The 18791-nt window shown below is 55.7% G+C and carries 17 protein-coding genes and 1 pseudogene; 14 read left to right on the top strand and 4 right to left on the bottom strand.

Translation table 11 applies throughout. The features are described from left to right. Positions 1–91 precede the first annotated feature (91 nt). Positions 92–798 (bottom strand): annotated as a pseudogene (locus QC823_RS12645) (IS3 family transposase); the annotation flags it as partial. A 579-nt stretch (positions 799–1377) separates the two neighbouring features. Here QC823_RS12645 and ltrA point away from each other — a divergent pair. The 11 genes from ltrA to QC823_RS12700 all read left to right on the top strand — a co-directional run bounded on the left by ltrA (position 1378) and on the right by QC823_RS12700 (position 11884). Continuing rightward, on the top strand, positions 1378–2655 hold the full coding sequence (gene ltrA, locus QC823_RS12650) for a group II intron reverse transcriptase/maturase (protein ID WP_309656713.1): 1278 nt from the start codon (positions 1378–1380) through the stop codon (positions 2653–2655). A 335-nt stretch (positions 2656–2990) separates the two neighbouring features. Continuing rightward, positions 2991–3209, top strand: coding sequence for a glutaredoxin-like protein NrdH (gene nrdH / locus QC823_RS12655; protein WP_309656714.1), 219 nt, complete (start codon positions 2991–2993; stop codon positions 3207–3209). Continuing rightward, a complete protein-coding gene (gene nrdI / locus QC823_RS12660; RefSeq protein WP_309656715.1) occupies positions 3206–3595 on the top strand; it encodes a class Ib ribonucleoside-diphosphate reductase assembly flavoprotein NrdI in 390 nt (129 codons plus the stop codon). The genes nrdH and nrdI overlap by 4 nt, the downstream gene beginning before the upstream one ends. Further along, the gene (gene nrdE / locus QC823_RS12665) at positions 3588–5696 is read left to right on the top strand and encodes a class 1b ribonucleoside-diphosphate reductase subunit alpha (RefSeq protein ID WP_309656716.1); all 2109 of its coding nucleotides are present in this window, start codon (positions 3588–3590) and stop codon (positions 5694–5696) included. Before nrdI ends, nrdE begins: the two co-directional genes overlap by 8 nt. Positions 5697–5705: 9 nt before the next feature. After that, the gene (gene nrdF, locus QC823_RS12670) at positions 5706–6662 is read left to right on the top strand and encodes a class 1b ribonucleoside-diphosphate reductase subunit beta (RefSeq protein ID WP_309656717.1); all 957 of its coding nucleotides are present in this window, start codon (positions 5706–5708) and stop codon (positions 6660–6662) included. 192 nt (positions 6663–6854) lie between these two features. Beyond that, positions 6855–7655, top strand: coding sequence for a DUF3450 domain-containing protein (locus QC823_RS12675; RefSeq protein WP_309656718.1), 801 nt, complete (start codon positions 6855–6857; stop codon positions 7653–7655). Between the two features lie 29 nt (positions 7656–7684). Further along, entirely contained in the window at positions 7685–9046 is a 1362-nt protein-coding gene (locus QC823_RS12680) for a MotA/TolQ/ExbB proton channel family protein (protein ID WP_422823660.1), read from the top strand. Position 9047: 1 nt separating this feature from the next. Further along, positions 9048–9605: a MotA/TolQ/ExbB proton channel family protein gene (locus QC823_RS12685; protein ID WP_309656720.1), complete on the top strand. Its 558-nt coding sequence runs from the start codon at positions 9048–9050 to the stop codon at positions 9603–9605. After that, on the top strand, positions 9598–10005 hold the full coding sequence (locus tag QC823_RS12690) for an ExbD/TolR family protein (protein ID WP_309656721.1): 408 nt from the start codon (positions 9598–9600) through the stop codon (positions 10003–10005). Before QC823_RS12685 ends, QC823_RS12690 begins: the two co-directional genes overlap by 8 nt. After that, positions 10002–10781, top strand: a complete 780-nt coding sequence (locus QC823_RS12695) for an energy transducer TonB (protein WP_309656722.1) — start codon at positions 10002–10004, stop codon at positions 10779–10781. Before QC823_RS12690 ends, QC823_RS12695 begins: the two co-directional genes overlap by 4 nt. A gap of 5 nt (positions 10782–10786) precedes the next feature. Then, positions 10787–11884, top strand: a complete 1098-nt coding sequence (locus tag QC823_RS12700; protein WP_309656723.1) for a hypothetical protein — start codon at positions 10787–10789, stop codon at positions 11882–11884. Here the strand turns inward: QC823_RS12700 and xthA are convergent. After that, positions 11856–12695, bottom strand: coding sequence for an exodeoxyribonuclease III (xthA, locus tag QC823_RS12705; protein WP_309656724.1), 840 nt, complete (start codon positions 12693–12695; stop codon positions 11856–11858). The genes QC823_RS12700 and xthA overlap by 29 nt on opposite strands. Then, complete coding sequence (locus tag QC823_RS12710; protein WP_309656725.1) at positions 12695–12934, bottom strand: hypothetical protein; 240 nt, start codon at positions 12932–12934, stop codon at positions 12695–12697. Before QC823_RS12710 ends, xthA begins: the two co-directional genes overlap by 1 nt. A 195-nt stretch (positions 12935–13129) precedes the next feature. On the opposite strand from QC823_RS12710, the gene rhlB reads away from it, so the two are divergent. Beyond that, positions 13130–14404: an ATP-dependent RNA helicase RhlB gene (gene rhlB, locus QC823_RS12715; protein WP_309656726.1), complete on the top strand. Its 1275-nt coding sequence runs from the start codon at positions 13130–13132 to the stop codon at positions 14402–14404. Positions 14405–14409: 5 nt separating this feature from the next. Next, positions 14410–16536: an ATP-dependent DNA helicase DinG gene (gene dinG / locus QC823_RS12720; RefSeq protein WP_309656727.1), complete on the top strand. Its 2127-nt coding sequence runs from the start codon at positions 14410–14412 to the stop codon at positions 16534–16536. Between the two features lie 44 nt (positions 16537–16580). Here dinG and QC823_RS12725 read toward each other — a convergent pair whose 3' ends face one another. Beyond that, positions 16581–17657, bottom strand: a complete 1077-nt coding sequence (locus tag QC823_RS12725) for a 3-deoxy-7-phosphoheptulonate synthase (RefSeq protein WP_309656728.1) — start codon at positions 17655–17657, stop codon at positions 16581–16583. 332 nt (positions 17658–17989) lie between these two features. Between QC823_RS12725 and rpoE the strand changes: the two genes are divergently transcribed. Further along, positions 17990–18589, top strand: a complete 600-nt coding sequence (rpoE, locus tag QC823_RS12730; protein WP_309656729.1) for an RNA polymerase sigma factor RpoE — start codon at positions 17990–17992, stop codon at positions 18587–18589. The last annotated feature ends 202 nt before the right edge of the window (positions 18590–18791 follow it).

Genomic DNA, 18791 nt, shown 5'->3' on the forward strand with positions numbered 1-18791 from the left:
CGTTGGGAACACCCTGTTCGACACGAAGGTATTCCAGTCATGCTTGTGCCCGTTCAACTGCCTCCCGCAGCCGTCAGGGTCGAGGCACACTATACGTAATATCAGATACATACGCCTGATCCGGCGCCGCCACGGTAAACGCTCGCTTCAGCACGTTTGCAAATACCGGTTGTTGGTGGTGACTATTAGTCGTCACCTTGTATTTCTTGCGGTAGCGCGCGCTTACGCCGGCCTCGCGCATCAGCGACCGGGCTTTCCTACGGCCCACTGGGTAGCCCAGGGCATTGAGTGCTCCCTTCATTCGCCGCGCTCCGTAGCTGTAGCCACTCGCTTCAGCGATATCTTTGACCGCAGCCAACAACGCTTGGTGCTCAGGGGCTGGCGGTTGGCTTTGATAGCGCCGTCTGTGCCTATAGTAGGCATTGCGGCTTACACCCAGTAATCGACACATTAAAGCGATCGGCCAGGTCTTCTTATGTTGGGTGATGAACGCGTATTTCACCGCGTTTCCTTGGCAAAGAAGACCGTCGCCTTTTTTAGGACATCTTTCTCCATCTTCAGACGTCGCACTTCTTCACGCAGCTGGCGAATCTCAGCCTGCTCCGGCGTTAACTTGCCGTTACCGCGAAATACTTGCCCGTCGTCGGTCGCCTGCTCTTGCTCTTTGATCCACCGACCTACCATGTTGGCATTGATGCCTAAGCTGCGTGCGGCTTCCGCTCGGCTGTAGCCTTGCTCTAACACGAGGCTAATGGCGTCCAGCTTGAATTCCTTTGAATACTTCTTTTTTGCAGTCATGTAGCACAGTCTCCAGTTGAGGGTATTATTCCTTAACTGGGTTGGTCACATCCATTAAGCCACTTCACTGTGCTGTGTTTGAGGGTGGCATCGTTGACAGGGAGCCGGTGCAGTAACCGGGGAAGCCTGACACCGTATCCAGTTTGGCTGGAAGGCACGCTGCAAGGTGAAAGCCAAGGGCGTGTCGGGTGTGAGGTGGCAGATGAAGCCGTAGTAGTGACGAAGTTCCGGCCTGTGAAGCCTGGTAACAGCGTGGAGGAGAAAACCGGAACGACCGCTGGCGGAGGTTCAGCGGACCGGGCAGGGTCAAAAGCCTTGGTCGGATGCGAAGGGCGGAAGTCATTAACGAGAGTGGCGGACGACGAGAGAAGGTCGACGCTGCGTTCACAAGCTGCCCGACGGGGCAGGGACGTGAGTTGAGGTGCTGCGGGAACGCAGTCGCTTTGGCTCTCACCGAACGAGGGAGTAGAACGACACCGTGGCGGCAGATTGCCAGAGCGCTAGTACCCGGACGGGTCGTTTGAAACAGACCAGCAGCCAGACCGACGATCGAAGCCGTCATCACAGAGATGAGCAGGCATGAGGAAATACTACAGTCTTTACGGGCAATTGCTGTCAAAGCAGCGCTTGTATGAAGCCTTCAGACACGTCAAGCGCAACAAAGGTGCGGCTGGAATTGACAGGCAGAGCCTAGGTGCGTTCGAGGCGAATCTGGAGGTGGAGCTGTCGTGCCTGTTACTTGAACTGAAGGAAAAGCGCTACCAAGCGCAGCCCGTCAGACGCGTTGCCATCGCCAAAGACGACGGCGGAGAACGTCTGCTGGGTATTCCAACGGTTCGAGACCGAGTCGTGCAACAGGCGTTGCGCCGTATCCTTGAACCGATCTTCGAGCCGGACTTTCACCCATCAAGCTACGGGTATCGTCCGGGACGCAGTGGTCACCATGCCATCGGCAAGGCGGAGCTGTTTGTCCGCCGTTACCGGCGTGAGTGGGTAGTGGATATGGACTTGTCGAAATGCTTCGACACGTTAAACCACGACCTGATCATCCGCCAGTTCCGACAACGGATCACGGACGGCAGTGTCTTGTCGCTGCTGCGCCAGTTCCTGGAAAGCGGCGTGATGGTGGGGTTCCACCTTGAAGAGACGGCACTGGGCAGCCCACAGGGTGGCGTGATCAGTCCGCTGATTGCCAACGTCTACCTGGACGCCTTCGACCAGTTCATGAAAGCGCGGTGTCATCGAATCGTCCGCTACGCGGACGACATCTTGATCCTATGCTGCTCACGGTCTGGAGCGGAGAATGCGTTGAGGGTGGCTCAAGGGTATCTGGAAGGTGCGCTGAAGCTGACAGTCAATGCCACCAAAACCCACATCGCGCACAGCGATGAGGGGATCAAGTTCCTGGGCGTGGTGATCCACACCAAGTACACCCGCATCCAGGAAAAGAAGGTGGTGAAACTCAAGCAGAAGGTGAAAGCGTTGACGAAGCGTAATCGAGGTGCGGGTCTTGCGGCGATTATCCGCGAGCTGAACCCTGTGCTACGGGGCTTTGCCAACTACTTCCGGGTAGCAAACTGCGCACGGGTGTTGAAACAGGTGATGAGCTGGGTCAGACGTCGACTGCGCTGCATCCAGCTCAAGCAGTGGAAGAAGCCGGGTCGGCTGCATCGAAGACTGAAACAGTTGGGCTACCGCCCGCCGTTCCAGTTCATCAAGATGCAAAGCTGGCGAAACGCGGCGTCACCGCTGGCTCATCTGGCGATACCCAATGCCTACCTGCATGACGATCTGAGGTTGATGGACTTAACCAAGGTCAAAACGGGCATTACTGTCCCCGAGTTCGGGGTAAGTTAATGGCATGAGCCGTATACGTGGCCCGTATGTACGGTTCTGTGAGAGGGACGAGGCGGTAACGCCTCACCCTACTCGATATTGCTGAACAGGGGCTAAGGCACGCTTGGCTATCCATCTCTCCTTCCTTTGCTCGCACGTCTCCTCGCACGTCATGGCGGATCTTGAGGACTGCTTTCGCTGATGATGAAAAAAACTCATCTTAATACCACATAGTGTGCTATTGAAAATAATGGGTACTATATATATGGTGTGTTGCGTTTTGAGTTGCAGGTTAATACTACATATTGTGCCTGCCCGTTGCCGGGAGTCGGCGTTTTCATGTTTCAGGGGAAGTTATGTCTATTACCGTCTATAGCGCGTCAGCGTGTGTCCAGTGTTCTGCCACCTACCGGGCGCTGGATAAACAGGGGATTTTTTATACCGTTATTGATATAGATGAGAAACCGTCAGCGAGAGAAGAATTAAAGCAACTAGGTCATCGCCAACTCCCTGTCGTCGTGGCCGGTGACGAGCACTGGTCAGGTTTTCAACCGGATCGCATTAAAGCCCTATGACCCAGATCGTCTACTTCTCTACGAAGTCCGGTAACACCCGACGCTTGGTTGAGAAGCTCCAACGTGATGCCCAGCGCATCCCGTTTGAGTCTGGGGAATCCCTACCGGTAGCCACCGAGCCCTATGTGCTGATCTTTCCCAGCTACGGAGGTGGCGAAGTCAAAGGTGCGGTACCCAAGCCGGTGATCCACTTTCTCAACGACGAACGCAATCGCCGCCACCTTCGCGGCGTGATCGGGGCTGGCAACACTAACTTCGGTACTGCGTACTGTCTGGGGGCCCACATCGTGGCCCGCAAATGCCAGGTGCCGCTTCTCCATTGCTTTGAGCTACTCGGCACGCCAGAAGACGTCGCCATCATTTATCAGGAGCTAGATCGTGTCTGATTACCACTCCCTTAACGCTATGCTTAACCTCTACGACGACGAGGGTAAGCTGCAACTGCACAAGGACAAAGAGGCCGCCCGCCAATACTTCCTGCAGCACGTTAACCAAAACACCGTGTTCTTCCACTCGCTGGAAGAGAAGCTCGATTATCTGGTTGAGAATGACTATTACGAAACCGAGGTGCTCAAGCAGTACGGCTTTGATTTCATCAAAGAACTATTTAAGCAGGCGTATGCTTATAAGTTTCGCTTCCCCACGTTCTTGGGTGCCTTTAAGTATTACACCAGCTACACGCTGAAGACATTTGACGGTCGGCGCTACTTGGAGCGTTTTGAGGACCGCGTCTGCATGGTAGCCATGACCTTGGCGAATGGCGACCAGACGCTAGCCAGCGCCCTTGTCGATGAGATGCTTACCGGCCGCTTTCAGCCAGCGACCCCGACGTTCCTCAACTGTGGTAAGAAGCAGCGCGGTGAGCACGTTTCCTGCTTTCTGCTGCGTATCGAGGACAACATGGAGTCCATCGGCCGCTCGATTAACTCAGCGCTACAGCTTTCTAAGCGCGGCGGTGGCGTGGCCTTTGTGCTCAGTAACATCCGCGAGGTGGGCGCGCCGATCAAGTACATCGAGAACCAATCTTCCGGCATCGTGCCGATTATGAAACTGCTCGAAGACGCCTTCTCTTACGCCAATCAGCTGGGCGCTCGTCAGGGGGCTGGGGCCGTTTACCTCAACGCTCACCACCCCGATATCATGCGCTTTCTCGATACTAAGCGGGAAAACGCGGACGAGAAAATCCGCATCAAGACGCTGTCGTTGGGCGTGACCATCCCCGATGTCACCTTTGAGTTGGCCCGCAATAACGACGATATGTACCTGTTCTCGCCGTATGACGTCGAGCGCGTTTACGGCGTGCCATTTGCCGATATCAGCGTCACGGAAAAATACGCGGAAATGGTCAATGACTCGCGCATTCGCAAGACCAAGATCAATGCTCGCGCCTTCTTTCAGACGGTGGCCGAGCTGCAGTTTGAGTCAGGCTATCCGTATGTGATGTTCGAGGACACCGTCAATCGGGCCAACCCTATCGAAGGGCGGGTCAACATGAGCAACCTTTGCACCGAAATTCTTCAGGTCAACAAGCCGACAACCTATCATCCTGACCTCAGCGTGAAAGAACCCGGCGAGGATATCTCCTGCAATCTGGGTAGCTTGAATATCGCCAACGTGATGGACAGCGGTAACCTTGAAAAAGTGGTTGATGCAGCAGTGCAAGGCCTTACTGCCGTCTCTGAGATGAGCAACCTGGAGAGCGTGCCGTCCATCGTCAACGGTAACGACAAGGCACATGCCATCGGGTTAGGGCAGATGAACCTGCATGGCTACCTGGCCCGCGAGCACATCGAGTACGGTAGTGAAGAAGGCATCGACTTCACCAATATGTACTTCTATTGCATGGCGTACCACACACTGAAAGCCTCAAATAAACTGGCTAAAGTGCGTGGCCGTTCGTTTGAAGGGTTCGAAACCTCAAACTACGCCGATGGCAGTTTCTTTGATAAGTATACCGATCAGGTGTGGGAGCCCAAGACGGAGCGCGTTCGCAACCTGTTTGATGAGAGCGGAATCCACATACCCACCGCGGATGATTGGCACACCTTGAAGCAATATGTACAGGCTGATGGCCTCTACAACCGCTACCTCCAGGCCGTGCCGCCCACCGGCTCGATCAGCTACATCAACAACGCCACGGCGAGTATCCATCCGGTCGCGGCCAAAATTGAAATACGTAAAGAGGGCAAGCTGGGCCGCGTCTATTACCCGGCGCCGTTTCTCGACGATGAAAACGCTGAATTCTTCAAGGACGCTTATGAGATCGGCCCCGAGAAGATCATCGACACCTATGCCGCGGCCACGCAGCACGTCGACCAAGGGCTGTCGCTGACGCTGTTCTTCCCTGATACCGCCACCACGCGGGACATCAACAAGGCGCAGATTTATGCCTGGAGAAAAGGCATCAAGACGCTTTATTACATCCGCTTGCGCCAAAGTGCGCTGGAAGGCACCGAAGTCGAAGGTTGCGTGTCGTGCAGCTTGTAAGGAGAAATCATGTTATCAAGAGTTAACGCCATTAACTGGAATCGCCTCGAGGACGACAAAGACCTCGAAGTGTGGAACCGCCTGACCAGCAATTTCTGGCTGCCCGAGAAGGTGCCGCTGTCCAACGATATTCCGTCGTGGCAGACCCTTACCGCCGCCGAAAAGCAGCTGACAATCCGGGTATTCACCGGGCTCACCCTACTAGACACCATCCAAGGCAGCGTGGGGGCACCCACGCTGATGAAAAGTGCCAGAACGCCTCACGAGGAGGCGGTCTACACCAACATCGCCTTTATGGAGTCGGTTCACGCCCGGTCTTACAGCTCGATTTTCTCCACGCTGTGTTCGACTCGGGAGGTCGATGACGCCTTTCGCTGGAGCGAAGAGAACCCGCAGCTGCAAAATAAAGCCAATCTCATCCTTGAGCGTTACGACGCTGATGACGTGATGAAACAGCAGATTGCCAGCGTGTTCTTGGAGAGCTTTTTATTCTACTCAGGATTTTATCTACCGATGCATTGGTCGAGTCATGCCAAGCTCACTAATACCGCTGACCTGATTCGGTTGATCATTCGCGATGAAGCGGTGCATGGCTATTACATTGGCTATAAGTTTCAGCAGCGGTATCAAGAGGCCAGTGCGGATCGCCAAGAAGAAATTAAAGCCTTTGCGTTCGATCTGATGTTCGAGCTTTACGAAAACGAAGTGCGCTACACGCAGTCGCTCTATGACGAAGTCGGCATGACGGAAGACGTGAAAAAATTTCTGCACTACAACGCCAATAAAGCCTTAATGAACTTAGGGTTTGAGCCGCTGTTCCCCAAGAACACCACGGACGTCGACCCCACCATCATGGCCGCCCTGTCACCGGGCGCCGACGAGAACCACGACTTCTTTTCGGGCAGCGGTTCCAGCTATGTCATCGGTAAGGCAGTGGCTACGGAAGATGAAGACTGGGCGTTTTAACGCCGCCTATGGTGTCAATGATAAAGTAGCGCTAATGATAAATATTGTCATTTATAAAGGGGATGGTATTCTGTAGCGATAAACGAAAATCGTTATCGAATCTAAGGCGTTATTAAATAGCCGGCAGCTAACATTAGCTGCCGGCCCGCTTTTGATAACTTCTTTACTTTGACATTGGGGTGGAGAGTGGACGTGATCAGTAGGCTTTGCGTAGCGCTATCGAGCACGGCTATTACGTGCAGCGTACTCAGTGCACCTTTAATGGCGAACGAGGATATTGTCCTCGACGGTGTGAAAGCACAGCAAGTTCAGGCAGCGTTACAAACCCAGATTGATGCTGCGGACGAACAGACGCGTGCCACGTTGGAAGAGCTGCGCCAGCTTGAACGCGAAACGCGTCTGTTAACGCGGGAAAATAGTGCCCTATCCGCGCGTTTAACTACGCAAGCAACCCGCCAGCAGCGTATGTCGAATGCCCTCGATACACTGGAAGAAACGCGTGCGGCACTACCGCAAATAGAAGCCGACATGACGCGTCAGTTAACGCAGTGGATCAAGCGTGATTTACCGTTTTTGCAAAACGAGCGGATGGCCCGTGTCGTTTTAATCGATAGCGAGGGGCTTGAAAGCGTTGAGCGCATTAGTGAATTATTGGGCGTATGGCGCCAAGAATTTGCCTATGGGCGCGAGGTAGATACTTGGCGCGGACGCTTGGCTGCCAAGAGTGGTGAGCGTGAAGTGGATTTTCTGCGTATCGGGCGCATTGGCTTCTATTACTTGAGTCCCGATGGGCAAGAGGGCGGTGTTTGGCTGGCCGAAGCGTCGCGCTGGCAGTCATTGGACGAGTCGGCACGGCGTGATGTTCGCCATGGCCTACGCATGGCCAATGATCAGCGTGCCCCCGCGCTATTGACATTGCCGCTCTCCGTCACCGTTGCCGATCAATCCACTAGCGCCTCAGCGTCTGAAAGCGAAGCGGGAGGCGAGCAGTGAACGTAAACAAAACAGCTCGTGTCACGAAAATGCTGCTGGCGCTGGTGTTGGGGCTCTCGGTTAGCGCTACCCTTCATGCTCAGACCCAGGATCGGACGTCGTCTCAGGGTCACGTAGACAGGAATGAAATCGTATCACTTCGAGAAGCGCGCGAAGAAGCGCAGCAGCGCGATCAGCAGAGGCTCATGCGTCTGCTGGAGAGTGATGAGGCGTTGACGCGCGAGCTTGAGCAGGCGCGTGAGGCGCATAAGGTGGCCGAACAGAAGCAGCAGGCGCTGCGCGTTCAAGAAAGCGCACAGGCCATGGTAGAGGCGCGCTTGTCCGCCCGGCAGGGCGAGCAGGATGAGGCTATTGCGGCTTTCTTGAATGAACTAAAACGCCATGCCAGCGAAGTTCGAAATGCTCTGGGGGAAGACAGCTGGCTCGCCCTAGGTGATTCCCCCTTGCCACCCCGGTTGGAAGAGGCCGATGTATTGGAGCGCCAGCACGTTGAAACCGTGGTGGATAGCCTTGCTGCCCTTACGGCAGCCAGTGGGCAAGCGCAGAAGCTGTCGCTGCCGGTAGCGGATGCCAGTGGCGAGGTGGCCAAGCGAGATATTATCCGGCTAGGGGATTTTGCCGCGTTTACCCCTCAAGCGCTACTGCAGCCCGGTAACGACCCGGATCATTTGGCACTGCAGGCGGATACCCCTGCGGAAGTGAAAAAGTGGCTAGCGCCTTTCGCGGCGGGAGACAGCCGCACGATGGCGGTTGACCCGACGCAAGGAAGTGTTTTAGCTGCGCTACAGCAGCGCCCCTCGCTGATAGAGCGTTTTCACCAAGGGGGCTATGTTGGTTATATCGTGGTGGCGTTGGGGGGGCTTGGTTTGCTGGTGGCACTTGTGCAATATCTCTATCTGGTAGGGGTTAGCATGAAAGTAGGCCGCCAACGCCGTGAGCCTGACACCTTATCGGCAGATAACCCCCTCGGACGCGTGTTGCTACGCTTTGCGGGGCTGGACAAACACTTGGCACCTGAGGCGCTAGAGGCGCGTTTAGATGAAGCGGTATTGGCAGAGCTCCCGCGTATTGAGCGTGGGCAACCGTTGGTGAAGCTGCTGGCCGCCATTGCGCCGTTATTGGGTCTTCTCGGTACCGTCACCGGTATGATTGTGACCTTTCAGTCGATCACTGTGTTTGGCACCGGTGATCCGCAGCTGATGGCGGGCGGTATTAGCCAAGCGCTGGTGACCACGGTGTTGGGTTTGGTAACGGCGGTACCGCTGCTGTTTGCACAAACGGCGCTATCCAGCCGTAGCCGAACACTTACGCAGGTGATCGAAGGACAGGCCAGTGCTGCCTTGGCGGATCACCTTGATGCAAACGAAACCCTGATAAACGCGGAGGCTTAAGATGCTCGCCCTGCCTCCTTGGTTTGAGACTCTTCAACCTGAGCCGGTTGAGCGGCTAATAGACGCTGGCGGCCCGGTACTGGTGCTGCTGGGGGTGGTGGCGGTGGTAGTGTTTGCGCTAGCCATTGAGCGCTGGTGGTTCTACCGCATCACTTGGCGGATAGCGCGTCGGCGGCTGGTGCGCCGCTGGGCCGCGCGCCGGGATCACCGCAGCTGGAGCGCCCATACGCTGCGCGATGTCTGGGCGCAAGAGCTCGTTGCCCGCCTGCGCCGCCCATTGCCATGGCTCAAGCTGTTAGTCGCACTGTGTCCGCTGTTAGGGCTCTTGGGCACCGTGACCGGCATGATCACCGTGTTTGATAGCCTAACGCTTAGCGATACACATCAGGCGCGTGCGATGGCCGATGGTGTAGCGCGTGCCACGCTGCCAACGCTGACCGGCATGGCGATTGCTGTCGTCGGGTTGCTATTTATCAGTCGCCTTGAGCATGTGATTCGGCGCGAGGATCAGCGCCTGCACGACCGTTTGGCAAAAGCGCTGGAGGATGATCATGCGTAGACGCCGTTCCATGGAGTCCACCGCTGAAAGCACCGAGGTTAACCTCACGCCGATGCTGGATGTGGTGTTCATCATGCTGATTTTTTTCATCGTCACCACCAGTTTTATTAAAGAAAGTGGCGTGGAAATTGAACGCCCTGAATCCAGTGCCGCAAGCCCCCAGCCCGATGCACAAGTGCTAGTGGCGGTCACGCCAGAGGGAGCGGTCTGGGTCGATGGTCGCCCGGTTGACCTGCACCGCGTTGGGCAGACCGTGGCTGATATCTTGACCGGTGAGGGATCGGTCGTTATTCAAGCCGATCGTGATGCCACGACCGGTGTGTTGATCGAAGTCATGGACCGACTACAGAGCGCTGGCGTCGATCAGGTGGCGGTGGCGGCTAGCCGAGGCGAGCGATGATCCGTAGTGGGCTTTCGCTGCTGTCGGGAATGTTTCTGGCGCTGGGGCTTTTGTGGCTGCTGGCAATGCTGGTTGCGCCTCCGGAGGCCGAGCCCGAACCACTGCAAGAAATGGTCATGACGCTGGTAGAGCCGCCCGCACCCGCCGCGCAGGTGCCAGCCACACAGCCCGAGACGCCAGTGGCTGAGACGCCACCCCCACCGGCGCCGCCTGTTTCGCCCGTTGCCGAGAGCCAGATCGCCATGCCGTCGCTTGAGGTTCCTGATACACCTGAGCCTCCCGTTGAACTTGACAGCCGCCTGCCGGCGCTAGAGGTGGCGCCCGAGCCAACACCTGAACCCGAGCCGACGCCCAAGCCTGAACCAACTCCAGAGCCAACACCCGAGCCGACGCCGAGGGAGGCGCCCAGTGAGCAAGCGAGTGAGGAGAGCGCTTCGGCATCGCAAGATATCAACCAGGGGGAGACGACGAGTCCAGACGTCTCCGCCGAGACCGCATCAGATGAGCCGGTGAGCGTAGGCCAAGTCTCACCCGCCAACCGGGTTAACCCCGTGTATCCTTCGCGAGCCCAGCGGCGTGGCTTAGAGGGTTTTGTCGAGGTGCGCTTTATTATCCGCCGCAACGGTCGCGTTGAAGCGTCCTCTATCGAAGTCTCTCGAGCGCAGCCGCGGCAGGTGTTTGATCGCGCCGCCCGCGAGGCCATTGCGCAGTGGCAATTTGCGCCTAGCGAGCAGCGCAGGCTGGCCACCCAGCGCATCGAGTTTCAGCTGAGGTAATACGCATGATGAACCGAGCGCACGCCTGTTTATTCGCTATTTTACTGTTATGCAGTGCCTCTGTTGGGGCGAGCCCGGCGTTGCCGCAAGATGTGATAACCGATCTCAATGCGGTGGAGGAGCGCTTGGAGGCGCAGCAGTACGACGCGGTGATTGAGCGTGCGCTGGCGCAAGCGCAGTTTTTTGCAGGCGGCAACACGACGGATCGCTTTGCCAGTGCGCTGTATCGTCAATTGGCGGCAAGTGCGCTATCAAGCGTCGAGCGTTACGCAGCAGCCGCAGACCAGTTAGCGGCAGCGCGTCCAAGTATCAATGACGCAGACACGGTAAAGCGCTGGCTTTTGCAAGAGGCTAAACTACGCCGCGCAGCGGGCCAGCGACAAAGCGCGGTGGATTTGCTCTCCCGTTGGGTGAATGCGCACGAAAGCGAAAGTAAGCTTGATACAGAAGCAGAGCGTTGGCGGCTCGTGCGTTGGCTTGCCCAAGATAAACAGTGGCAAGCCGCCGCCGAGCGACTAGAGGGGATAAATGAGTCGGTAAAAAGCGACGAACAGCGCGAGCTGGCGCTGGCGGTCTATGTTAACGCCGGTCAGCCGGAGCGCGCGCTTGACGGACTCTTAACCACGCTTGGCGAAACGCCTGCGCCGTCTCAATGGCGGCGAGCTTCTCGCCTCGCTCAGCGCGCAGGCAAGCTAAAGGTGGCCGCGGCGCTTTGGGATACCGCCTGGCAGCTAGGGATTTTCACCACCGCCGACGATTTTTGGCAGCTTATCGCGCTGCACCGGCTTGCCGGCACGCCCGCTCGCGCGGCTGAGTATCTGGAGGCGGCGTTGGCATCAGGGCGTGTCATTTATAGTGAAATGGCGCTGCGCCTAGTGGCCCAGAGCTGGCTGCAGGCGCGCGATATCGACCAGGCACTCGCTAGCCAACACGCCTTAGCGCAGCTAACGCGTGCCGCCGACGAGTGGCGTTTGCTAGGGCAGCATGCCTTCGCCTGGGGCCGCAATGAGATAGCAGTGACGTCTTTTGAACGTGCCGTGGCGCTAGGCGATGATAAAGCGCAGCAGTGGCTCGCTAGCCTGCGTTTACCGTCGTCAGGGTGAGGTCAAAGGTTGACCATGTTGGTGCGTGATCGGAGGGTTTCTCCATCGCGCGCAATTCATAGTCAATATCGGCGTCACGCATTAGGCGCGCTAACGGCTCGGTGACCAAAATATAATCAATGCGAAGCCCGCGCTTAGGGTCGCGGTCAAAGCCTTTTGAGCGGTAATCAAACCAGCTGAAATGGTCATCGCGCGTGGGATGACAAACGCGATAGCTGTCCTTTAGCCCCCAAGCTTTAATGGACGTTAACCACTCGCGCTCAACGGGTTGAAAGCTCGTTTTGCCTTCGCGCAGCCAGCGTTTACGGTTAGCCTCGCCAATGCCGATATCCTGGTCTTCCGGCGAAATATTGAAATCACCCATCACCGCGACGAGTTCATTGGGGCGATGATAGTGCTGCAGAAGCTGAGAAAGCTGGGTGTAAAAGCGCTCCTTGTGCGGGAATTTAGTCGGATGCGTGACGTTTTCGCCTTGGGGGAAGTAGCCGTTCCAAACCGTGACCGTTTCACCGTCTTCGCTGCGCAAGCGCGCACCGATCATGCGACGTTGGGCATTTTCCTCATCGTCGGGAAAGCCGTAAAATACGCTTTCCGGCCTCTGGCGGCAGAGCAGAGCGACGCCGTAGTGGCCTTTCTGGCCGTAATAAAATACGTGGTACCCCATCGCTTCCACGGCTTCTAACGGAAACTCGCTATCTTGTACCTTGGTTTCCTGCAAACCAATGACATCTGGCTGGTGGTGATCGATCAGCGCTTGTAGCTGATGCAGGCGTGCGCGAATGCCATTGATATTGAACGAGACCAACCGCATTATGAATCCTCTTTCTTATCCTGCTTATCAGGGTGGATGGAAATCGGTTGGCCGCTTTCTTGGCGTGCCATCTTGCGTGCTGCCTGAAGCTTGCGTTGCTGCTGTTTTTTCGCCACAAAGCGACGCGATGGTGCCACTTGTTCAGGGTTATCATGGCGCCACTTTTTGTAATCTTTACGACGGCCGGTACGGATGGTGACTTTGTCCGCCAACGAGCGGCTCTTTTTTCTACGTGTCATAGCGTGATCTCAATACAGTGCGTTTATTGCGTTAACGCGTATTCTATCAGTCTCATCTGTTTGGCACATAAGAATTGCCACATGGGACTTGCCGCATGAGAAGAAAGCAAGGAAGGGCGCCCTAAGCGCGAAGCCCTGATACAATATGGCCTTTGTCATGCCTAACATTCACCGTAACGGACGAATACATAGCCTATGAGCGAGCCGGAACAAACCCCCGCATCGGCCCAGAACCGCAAGCCCAAGCGCCGTCGTCGTAAGCCGCGTCGTCGCCAGTCAAACTGGGATCTTCGCCAGTTTCAGGTACCCGCCGTGGCGGGTAAATGGCGTTTTCATGATTTCGATCTGCCGTTGCCGCTGATGCGTGCGATTCATGCTCAAGGCTTTGAGTATTGCACGCCGATTCAGGCGGAAGCGCTGCGTCATACGCTGCTCGGCGGCGATATCGTGGGTAAAGCGCAAACAGGCACGGGTAAAACGGCGGCGTTTTTGATCTCCATGCTGGCGTACTTCCTCGAAGAGCCCACGCCCGATGGACAAAAGCAAGGCGCCCCACGAGCGCTGATAATCGCCCCGACACGAGAGCTTGCGCTGCAAATTGAGAAAGATGCTAAAGCGCTTGCGCGTTTCAGCAAGCTTAATGTGGCAAGCGTTGTCGGCGGCATGGATTACCAGAAGCAGCGCGATAGTCTGGGCAAGAAGATCGATATCCTGGTGGCTACCCCAGGGCGATTGCTCGACTTCCACCAAAAGCGCGATATCGACTTGAACGAAGTTGAAGTGTTGGTGTTGGATGAAGCCGATCGCATGTTATCGATGGGCTTTATTCCCGATGTGAAGCGCATTATTCGCTACACGCCGAAAAAAGAGGAGCGCCAGACGTTTCTATTTTCGGCCACGTTTAACGACGATATTCTCAATCTTGCCAGCCAGTGGACGCTTGATCCGGCCCATGTCGAGATCGAGGTTACCGTCGAGAACCAGGCGGATATCGATCAGCGCGTCTATTTAGTCTCCGACGACGACAAGCAGCGCTTGCTAGTGAAGCTGTTGGAGCAGGAAAGCTTTGAGCGAGTGATGGTGTTTGGCAACCGCCGTGATCTGGTGCGCAAGCTGGATGACTTGCTCAAGAAAGCGGGTATCAGCGCAGCGATGCTGTCGGGCGATGTGCCACAGGCTCAGCGTATCACCACACTGGAACGCTTCCGTGAAGGCGAAATTCAAGTGCTGGTGGCCACCGATGTTGCCGGTCGTGGTATCCACATCGATGACGTGAGCCATGTGATCAACTACACGCTGCCGGAAGATCCGGAAGATTACGTCCACCGTATTGGACGTACCGGTCGCGCCGGTGCAAAAGGTGTGTCGATCAGTTTCGTCGGCGAAGAGGATGCCTTCTCACTACCGGAAATCGAGCGTTATATCGGCGATAAACTGCCGTGTGAGCATCCGCCGGAAGGCTTGCTCTAAGCACCATGCTTGATGATGCGCTAAAAGGTGATATCCAAAACGCCTATCGCCAAGTCGTTGAACGACTCAATCTGACGCCGCGCTATGGCCAGCGGCTGATGATTGCCGAGATTGCTCGAACGCTTGGCGGAATCGTTATGGACGACGAGGGCAAACGCCAGAACGACCACCATGTCTGCGTGCTAGAAGCCGGTACGGGGACGGGAAAAACCTTGGCCTATTTGCTTGCCGCCTTGCCGATTGCCAAGGCTCAGGGCAAGCGTTTGGTGGTTTCCACCGCCACAATTGCCCTGCAAGAGCAAGTGCTAGGCCACGATCTGCCGACATTGGCACAGCATAGCGGCATTGCGTTTCGTTATGCGTTAGCGAAAGGGCGCGGGCGCTATGTGTGTGTGGCGCGTCTGGACCAAGCGCTGGAAGGCAGCGAGCCGAATCCCACCATGTCGCTTTTCGAACAGGAGTTGATCGCCACCAGCAGCGATTTCTCTCAGCTTGCTAGCGATATGGCCACGGCCTATGGCCAAGGTGAATGGGAGGGGGATCGCGATAGCTGGCCAACCACCATCGAGGATGCGACTTGGCGGCGTTTAACGGTCGACCACCGCCAGTGCACAGGCCGGCGCTGCGGCCATTTTGGTGCCTGCGCGTTTTTCCGCTCGCGCCGAGAGCTGGAAGAAGCCGATGTGATTGTGGCAAACCACGACCTGGTGCTGGCTGACTTAGCGCTGGGCGGAGGTGCGATCCTGCCCGATCCTGCCGATTGTATTTTCGTCTTTGACGAAGGTCATCACCTGCCAGATAAAGCGCTTTCGCACTTTGCGCACCGTTTTGCCGTTCATGGTTGCCTGCGTTGGCTTAAAACACTGAAAAACAGCCTGACTGAGCTGCACCAGGCGTTGGCGATACAGCCGACGGTCCGTCAGTTACTGGCTAAGCTTCCCGAGATGCTTCAGGCGTTAGAGCCGACGCTTCAGGAGGTATTTACCCTTGGGCATCAACTCGCTGAGCGACCCAATGGGTTAGGCGATGAGGAGGCGTTTAAGCAAACGCGGTTTGCCAAAGGGCAGACACCTGAAGCCTTGCGTGAGCAAGCAGGGCAGCTCATGAAAATGTTTGCTGAGCTGTCACGTAGTCTTGAAAGTATTGCCGATATCCTGCGCGAAAGCCTCGACCCTGATAAACAGACAGGGTTGGACCGCGAACAGGCGGAAAGCTGGCTGCCGCTGGTGGCGTTGCTACACGGGCGCGCACTGGAAGCCTTCGCGCTTTGGGAGGCGGTCAGTGTTGTCGACCCAAATGATGCGCCGCCCAGCGCGCGCTGGGTTACCTTAAGTCGCGTAGGCGGTGAGCCCGAAGTGGAGTTTTCGGCAAGTCCGGTATCGGCAGCGCATACGCTGGCCAAGCATTTGTGGGGCCGGTGTCATGGGGCCGTGGTGACCTCTGCGACGTTAACTGCGTTGGGGCGTTTTGATCGCCTGCAAGAGCGTGCCGGGCTCGCCGGGCGTTACCGTTATCAGGCATTGCCAAGCCCGTTTGACTACGCGAATGCAGTGCTCAGCGTGCCTCAAGCGGCGACGGACCCCAGTAATAGAGAGGCCCACGAGCAGGCAATTATTGATTTTGTGATTGAGCTTGCCGACCGGGAAGCGGCTTTGGTGCTGTTTTCTTCTCGTTCGCAGCTCCGTGCGGTAGAGAAGGCGTTACCCGACGCAGTGAAAGCACGCGTGCTGGCGCAAGATGCGCTGCCCAAGCGTGAACTTTTGGAGCGACACCGCGCCGCAGTGGATCGCGATGAGGGAAGCGTGATCTTTGGCCTGGCAAGCTTTGCCGAAGGCATTGACCTGCCGGGGGAGTATCTTACCCACGTGGTAATTACCCGGCTGCCGTTCGCGGTACCGGATGATCCGGTGGGCGCGACATTAGCCGAATGGATTGAAAGCCAGGGTGGGAACGCGTTTATGCGCATCAGCGTGCCGGATGCCTCCATCAAGCTTGTGCAAGCCTGCGGGCGCTTAATTCGCAAGGAGAGCGATAGCGGTCGTATCACGCTACTCGACCGTCGTGTATTAACGCGCCGCTACGGGAAGGCGTTGCTGGATGCATTGCCGCCGTTTCGGCGCGAAATCGCCTAGGGCCGGTTTTCAAGCGCTTGTATTCAAGTGCTTGCTTTAAAGACTTACTTGGCGATGCGTTTCGCCAATGTATCCGCTAACTTTTCGTTCATGCGGGTAAAAGCTTCGACAGTGGCATCCCAATCGATACAGGCGTCAGTAATAGACACTCCATACGTAAGCTGGCTGATATCTTCGGGCACTTTCTGGTTGCCCCAGCTGATATTGGACTCGACCATTAAGCCAATAATTGAGGTGTTGCCGTCTAAAATCTGGTTGGTCACGTTTTCCAGTACCAGCGGTTGAAGCGCCGGATCTTTGTTGGAGTTGGCGTGAGAGCAATCGATCATAATGTTGGGGGATAGGTCGGCTTTTTTCAGCTCTTGCTCTGCGAGTGCTACGCTGACACTGTCGTAGTTGGGTTTGCCATTGCCGCCACGCAGTACCACGTGGCCGTAGGCATTTCCCCGCGTGCGGATAATCGCAACTTGGCCTTCGTGGTTAATGCCCAAGAAATTGTGCGGGCTTGCAACGGATTGAAGTGCGTTAATCGCCACATCAAGGCTGCCGTCGGTGCCGTTTTTAAAACCCACCGGACCAGAAAGCCCTGAGGCCATTTCACGGTGAGTTTGTGATTCAGTCGTACGCGCACCCACGGCTGACCAGCTGATGCAGTCTTGAATATACTGAGGCGAAATAGGATCAAGCGCTTCGGTGGCAAGCGGTAACCCCAGTTCAGCGAGATCCACTAGTAGCTTACGCGCGATATGCAAGCCCTCTTCGATCTCAAATGAGCCATTTAAGTGTGGGTCGTTGATTAAGCCTTTCCACCCAACCGTGGTGCGTGGTTTTTCGAAATAGACGCGCATCACGATAAATAGACTGTCGCTGACGTTATCGGCGAGTTCACGCAGGCGGCGGGCGTAATCCATGGCGGCATCCACATCATGGATGGAACATGGACCGACTACTACCAAAAGTCGAGGGTCTTTACCATCAAGGATATTTTGGATGGTTTGACGACCATCAATCACCGAGCGTTCGGCTTTTTCGGTAAGAGGAACCGCTTTTTTTAGCGTCTCGGGAGTAATAAGAACATCCTGGGCGAGGACATTAAGGTTATTCACCTGCTGTTCTGACATCGTGTTACCTGTGCTTGCGCAGTGGTCGAAAAGAGACGCCTACTATCGCTCGCTAAGGTAGTAAAAATCAATTGTTACGGAACTATTGGATAACGCAAAATGTCCTTGCGAAAGTTTTTGGCTTTGATTTTTTCATGCAGGTAAACGCTTGATGCCTTGAGCAGAACGCGTAACACTATTTTGGCCTAACAGTTTTTTATTTTAGGTCATCAGTTTTTAGACTAACCAAACTCCCAAGGGACGCTATGCTGCTTGCTGTTAATGCCCACGCGCAATGGGGACGTAATCGATTTAAGCATGCTCTCCGTCTGATGAGCAGGAGAGGTGTGTGAATGGGCATCCGTGAAACCGATCAGCAGCTTGTTGAGCGTGCTCAAAAAGGTGATAACCGCGCATTTGACCTCTTGGTTAAGAAGTATCAACACAAAATTATCGGTTTAATTAGCCGCTATGTGCACGATCACGCTGAAGTGCAGGATGTTGCGCAAGAGGCCTTTATTAAAGCCTATCGGGCATTGGCGAATTTTCGTTCGGAAAGCGCCTTTTATACCTGGATGTACCGCATCGCGATTAATACGGCCAAAAACCATCTTGTGTCGCGCGGACGGCGCCCACCAGGGAGTGATATGGATGTATCGGATGCTGAGGTCATTGACCAAAGCGGGCGGTTAGCGGATAGCGAGTCGCCGGAAGCGGCGATTGCCAGAGATCAACTTGAAGCGGCTGTGTTCGAAGCCATTGAAAAACTGCCTGATGATTTACGCACGGCGATTACACTGCGGGAATTTGACGGTCTTGCTTATGAAGATATTGCCCAAGTGATGCAGTGCCCGGTCGGTACAGTGCGCTCGCGTATTTTTCGTGCAAGGGAAGCTGTTGACGAGCATATTCGCCCGTTAGTGACGACAGCGCGCAACAGTCGAGAAGAATGAGCGCATCTTTTTTTATGCGTTGTTTCGCAAACGTATTGAACTGTCCGCTACATTCATCGTCATACACTTTAGACTGCCTTAAAGGTAGCGATGTTTCGACATCATAGGATAAATGATGACGACAAGGTCTTGGCCAAAGAGAAGTGAAACGACATAACGTTATGAGTAATGAGCGCTGCGGCTAATGAAGCAGTGATGTATT

The sequence above is a fragment of the Vreelandella vilamensis genome (assembly GCF_031451755.1).
In the GTDB taxonomy this organism is placed as follows: domain Bacteria; phylum Pseudomonadota; class Gammaproteobacteria; order Pseudomonadales; family Halomonadaceae; genus Vreelandella; species Vreelandella vilamensis.

Bases quoted from the DNA above. Each gene is read 5' to 3' on its own strand.
- nrdF (WP_309656717.1), top strand. From the start codon at position 5,706: ATGTTATCAAGAGTTAACGCCATTAACTGGAATCGCCTCGAGGACGAC.
- nrdI (WP_309656715.1), top strand. From the start codon at position 3,206: ATGACCCAGATCGTCTACTTCTCTACGAAGTCCGGTAACACCCGACGC.
- rpoE (WP_309656729.1), top strand. From the start codon at position 17,990: ATGGGCATCCGTGAAACCGATCAGCAGCTTGTTGAGCGTGCTCAAAAA.
- dinG (WP_309656727.1), top strand. From the start codon at position 14,410: ATGCTTGATGATGCGCTAAAAGGTGATATCCAAAACGCCTATCGCCAA.
- QC823_RS12695 (WP_309656722.1), top strand. From the start codon at position 10,002: ATGATCCGTAGTGGGCTTTCGCTGCTGTCGGGAATGTTTCTGGCGCTG.
- nrdH (WP_309656714.1), top strand. From the start codon at position 2,991: ATGTCTATTACCGTCTATAGCGCGTCAGCGTGTGTCCAGTGTTCTGCC.
- QC823_RS12710 (WP_309656725.1), bottom strand. From the start codon at position 12,934: ATGACACGTAGAAAAAAGAGCCGCTCGTTGGCGGACAAAGTCACCATC.
- QC823_RS12700 (WP_309656723.1), top strand. From the start codon at position 10,787: ATGATGAACCGAGCGCACGCCTGTTTATTCGCTATTTTACTGTTATGC.
- rhlB (WP_309656726.1), top strand. From the start codon at position 13,130: ATGAGCGAGCCGGAACAAACCCCCGCATCGGCCCAGAACCGCAAGCCC.
- xthA (WP_309656724.1), bottom strand. From the start codon at position 12,695: ATGCGGTTGGTCTCGTTCAATATCAATGGCATTCGCGCACGCCTGCAT.
- QC823_RS12680 (WP_422823660.1), top strand. From the start codon at position 7,685: ATGCTGCTGGCGCTGGTGTTGGGGCTCTCGGTTAGCGCTACCCTTCAT.
- QC823_RS12690 (WP_309656721.1), top strand. From the start codon at position 9,598: ATGCGTAGACGCCGTTCCATGGAGTCCACCGCTGAAAGCACCGAGGTT.
- QC823_RS12685 (WP_309656720.1), top strand. From the start codon at position 9,048: ATGCTCGCCCTGCCTCCTTGGTTTGAGACTCTTCAACCTGAGCCGGTT.
- ltrA (WP_309656713.1), top strand. From the start codon at position 1,378: ATGAGGAAATACTACAGTCTTTACGGGCAATTGCTGTCAAAGCAGCGC.
- QC823_RS12725 (WP_309656728.1), bottom strand. From the start codon at position 17,657: ATGTCAGAACAGCAGGTGAATAACCTTAATGTCCTCGCCCAGGATGTT.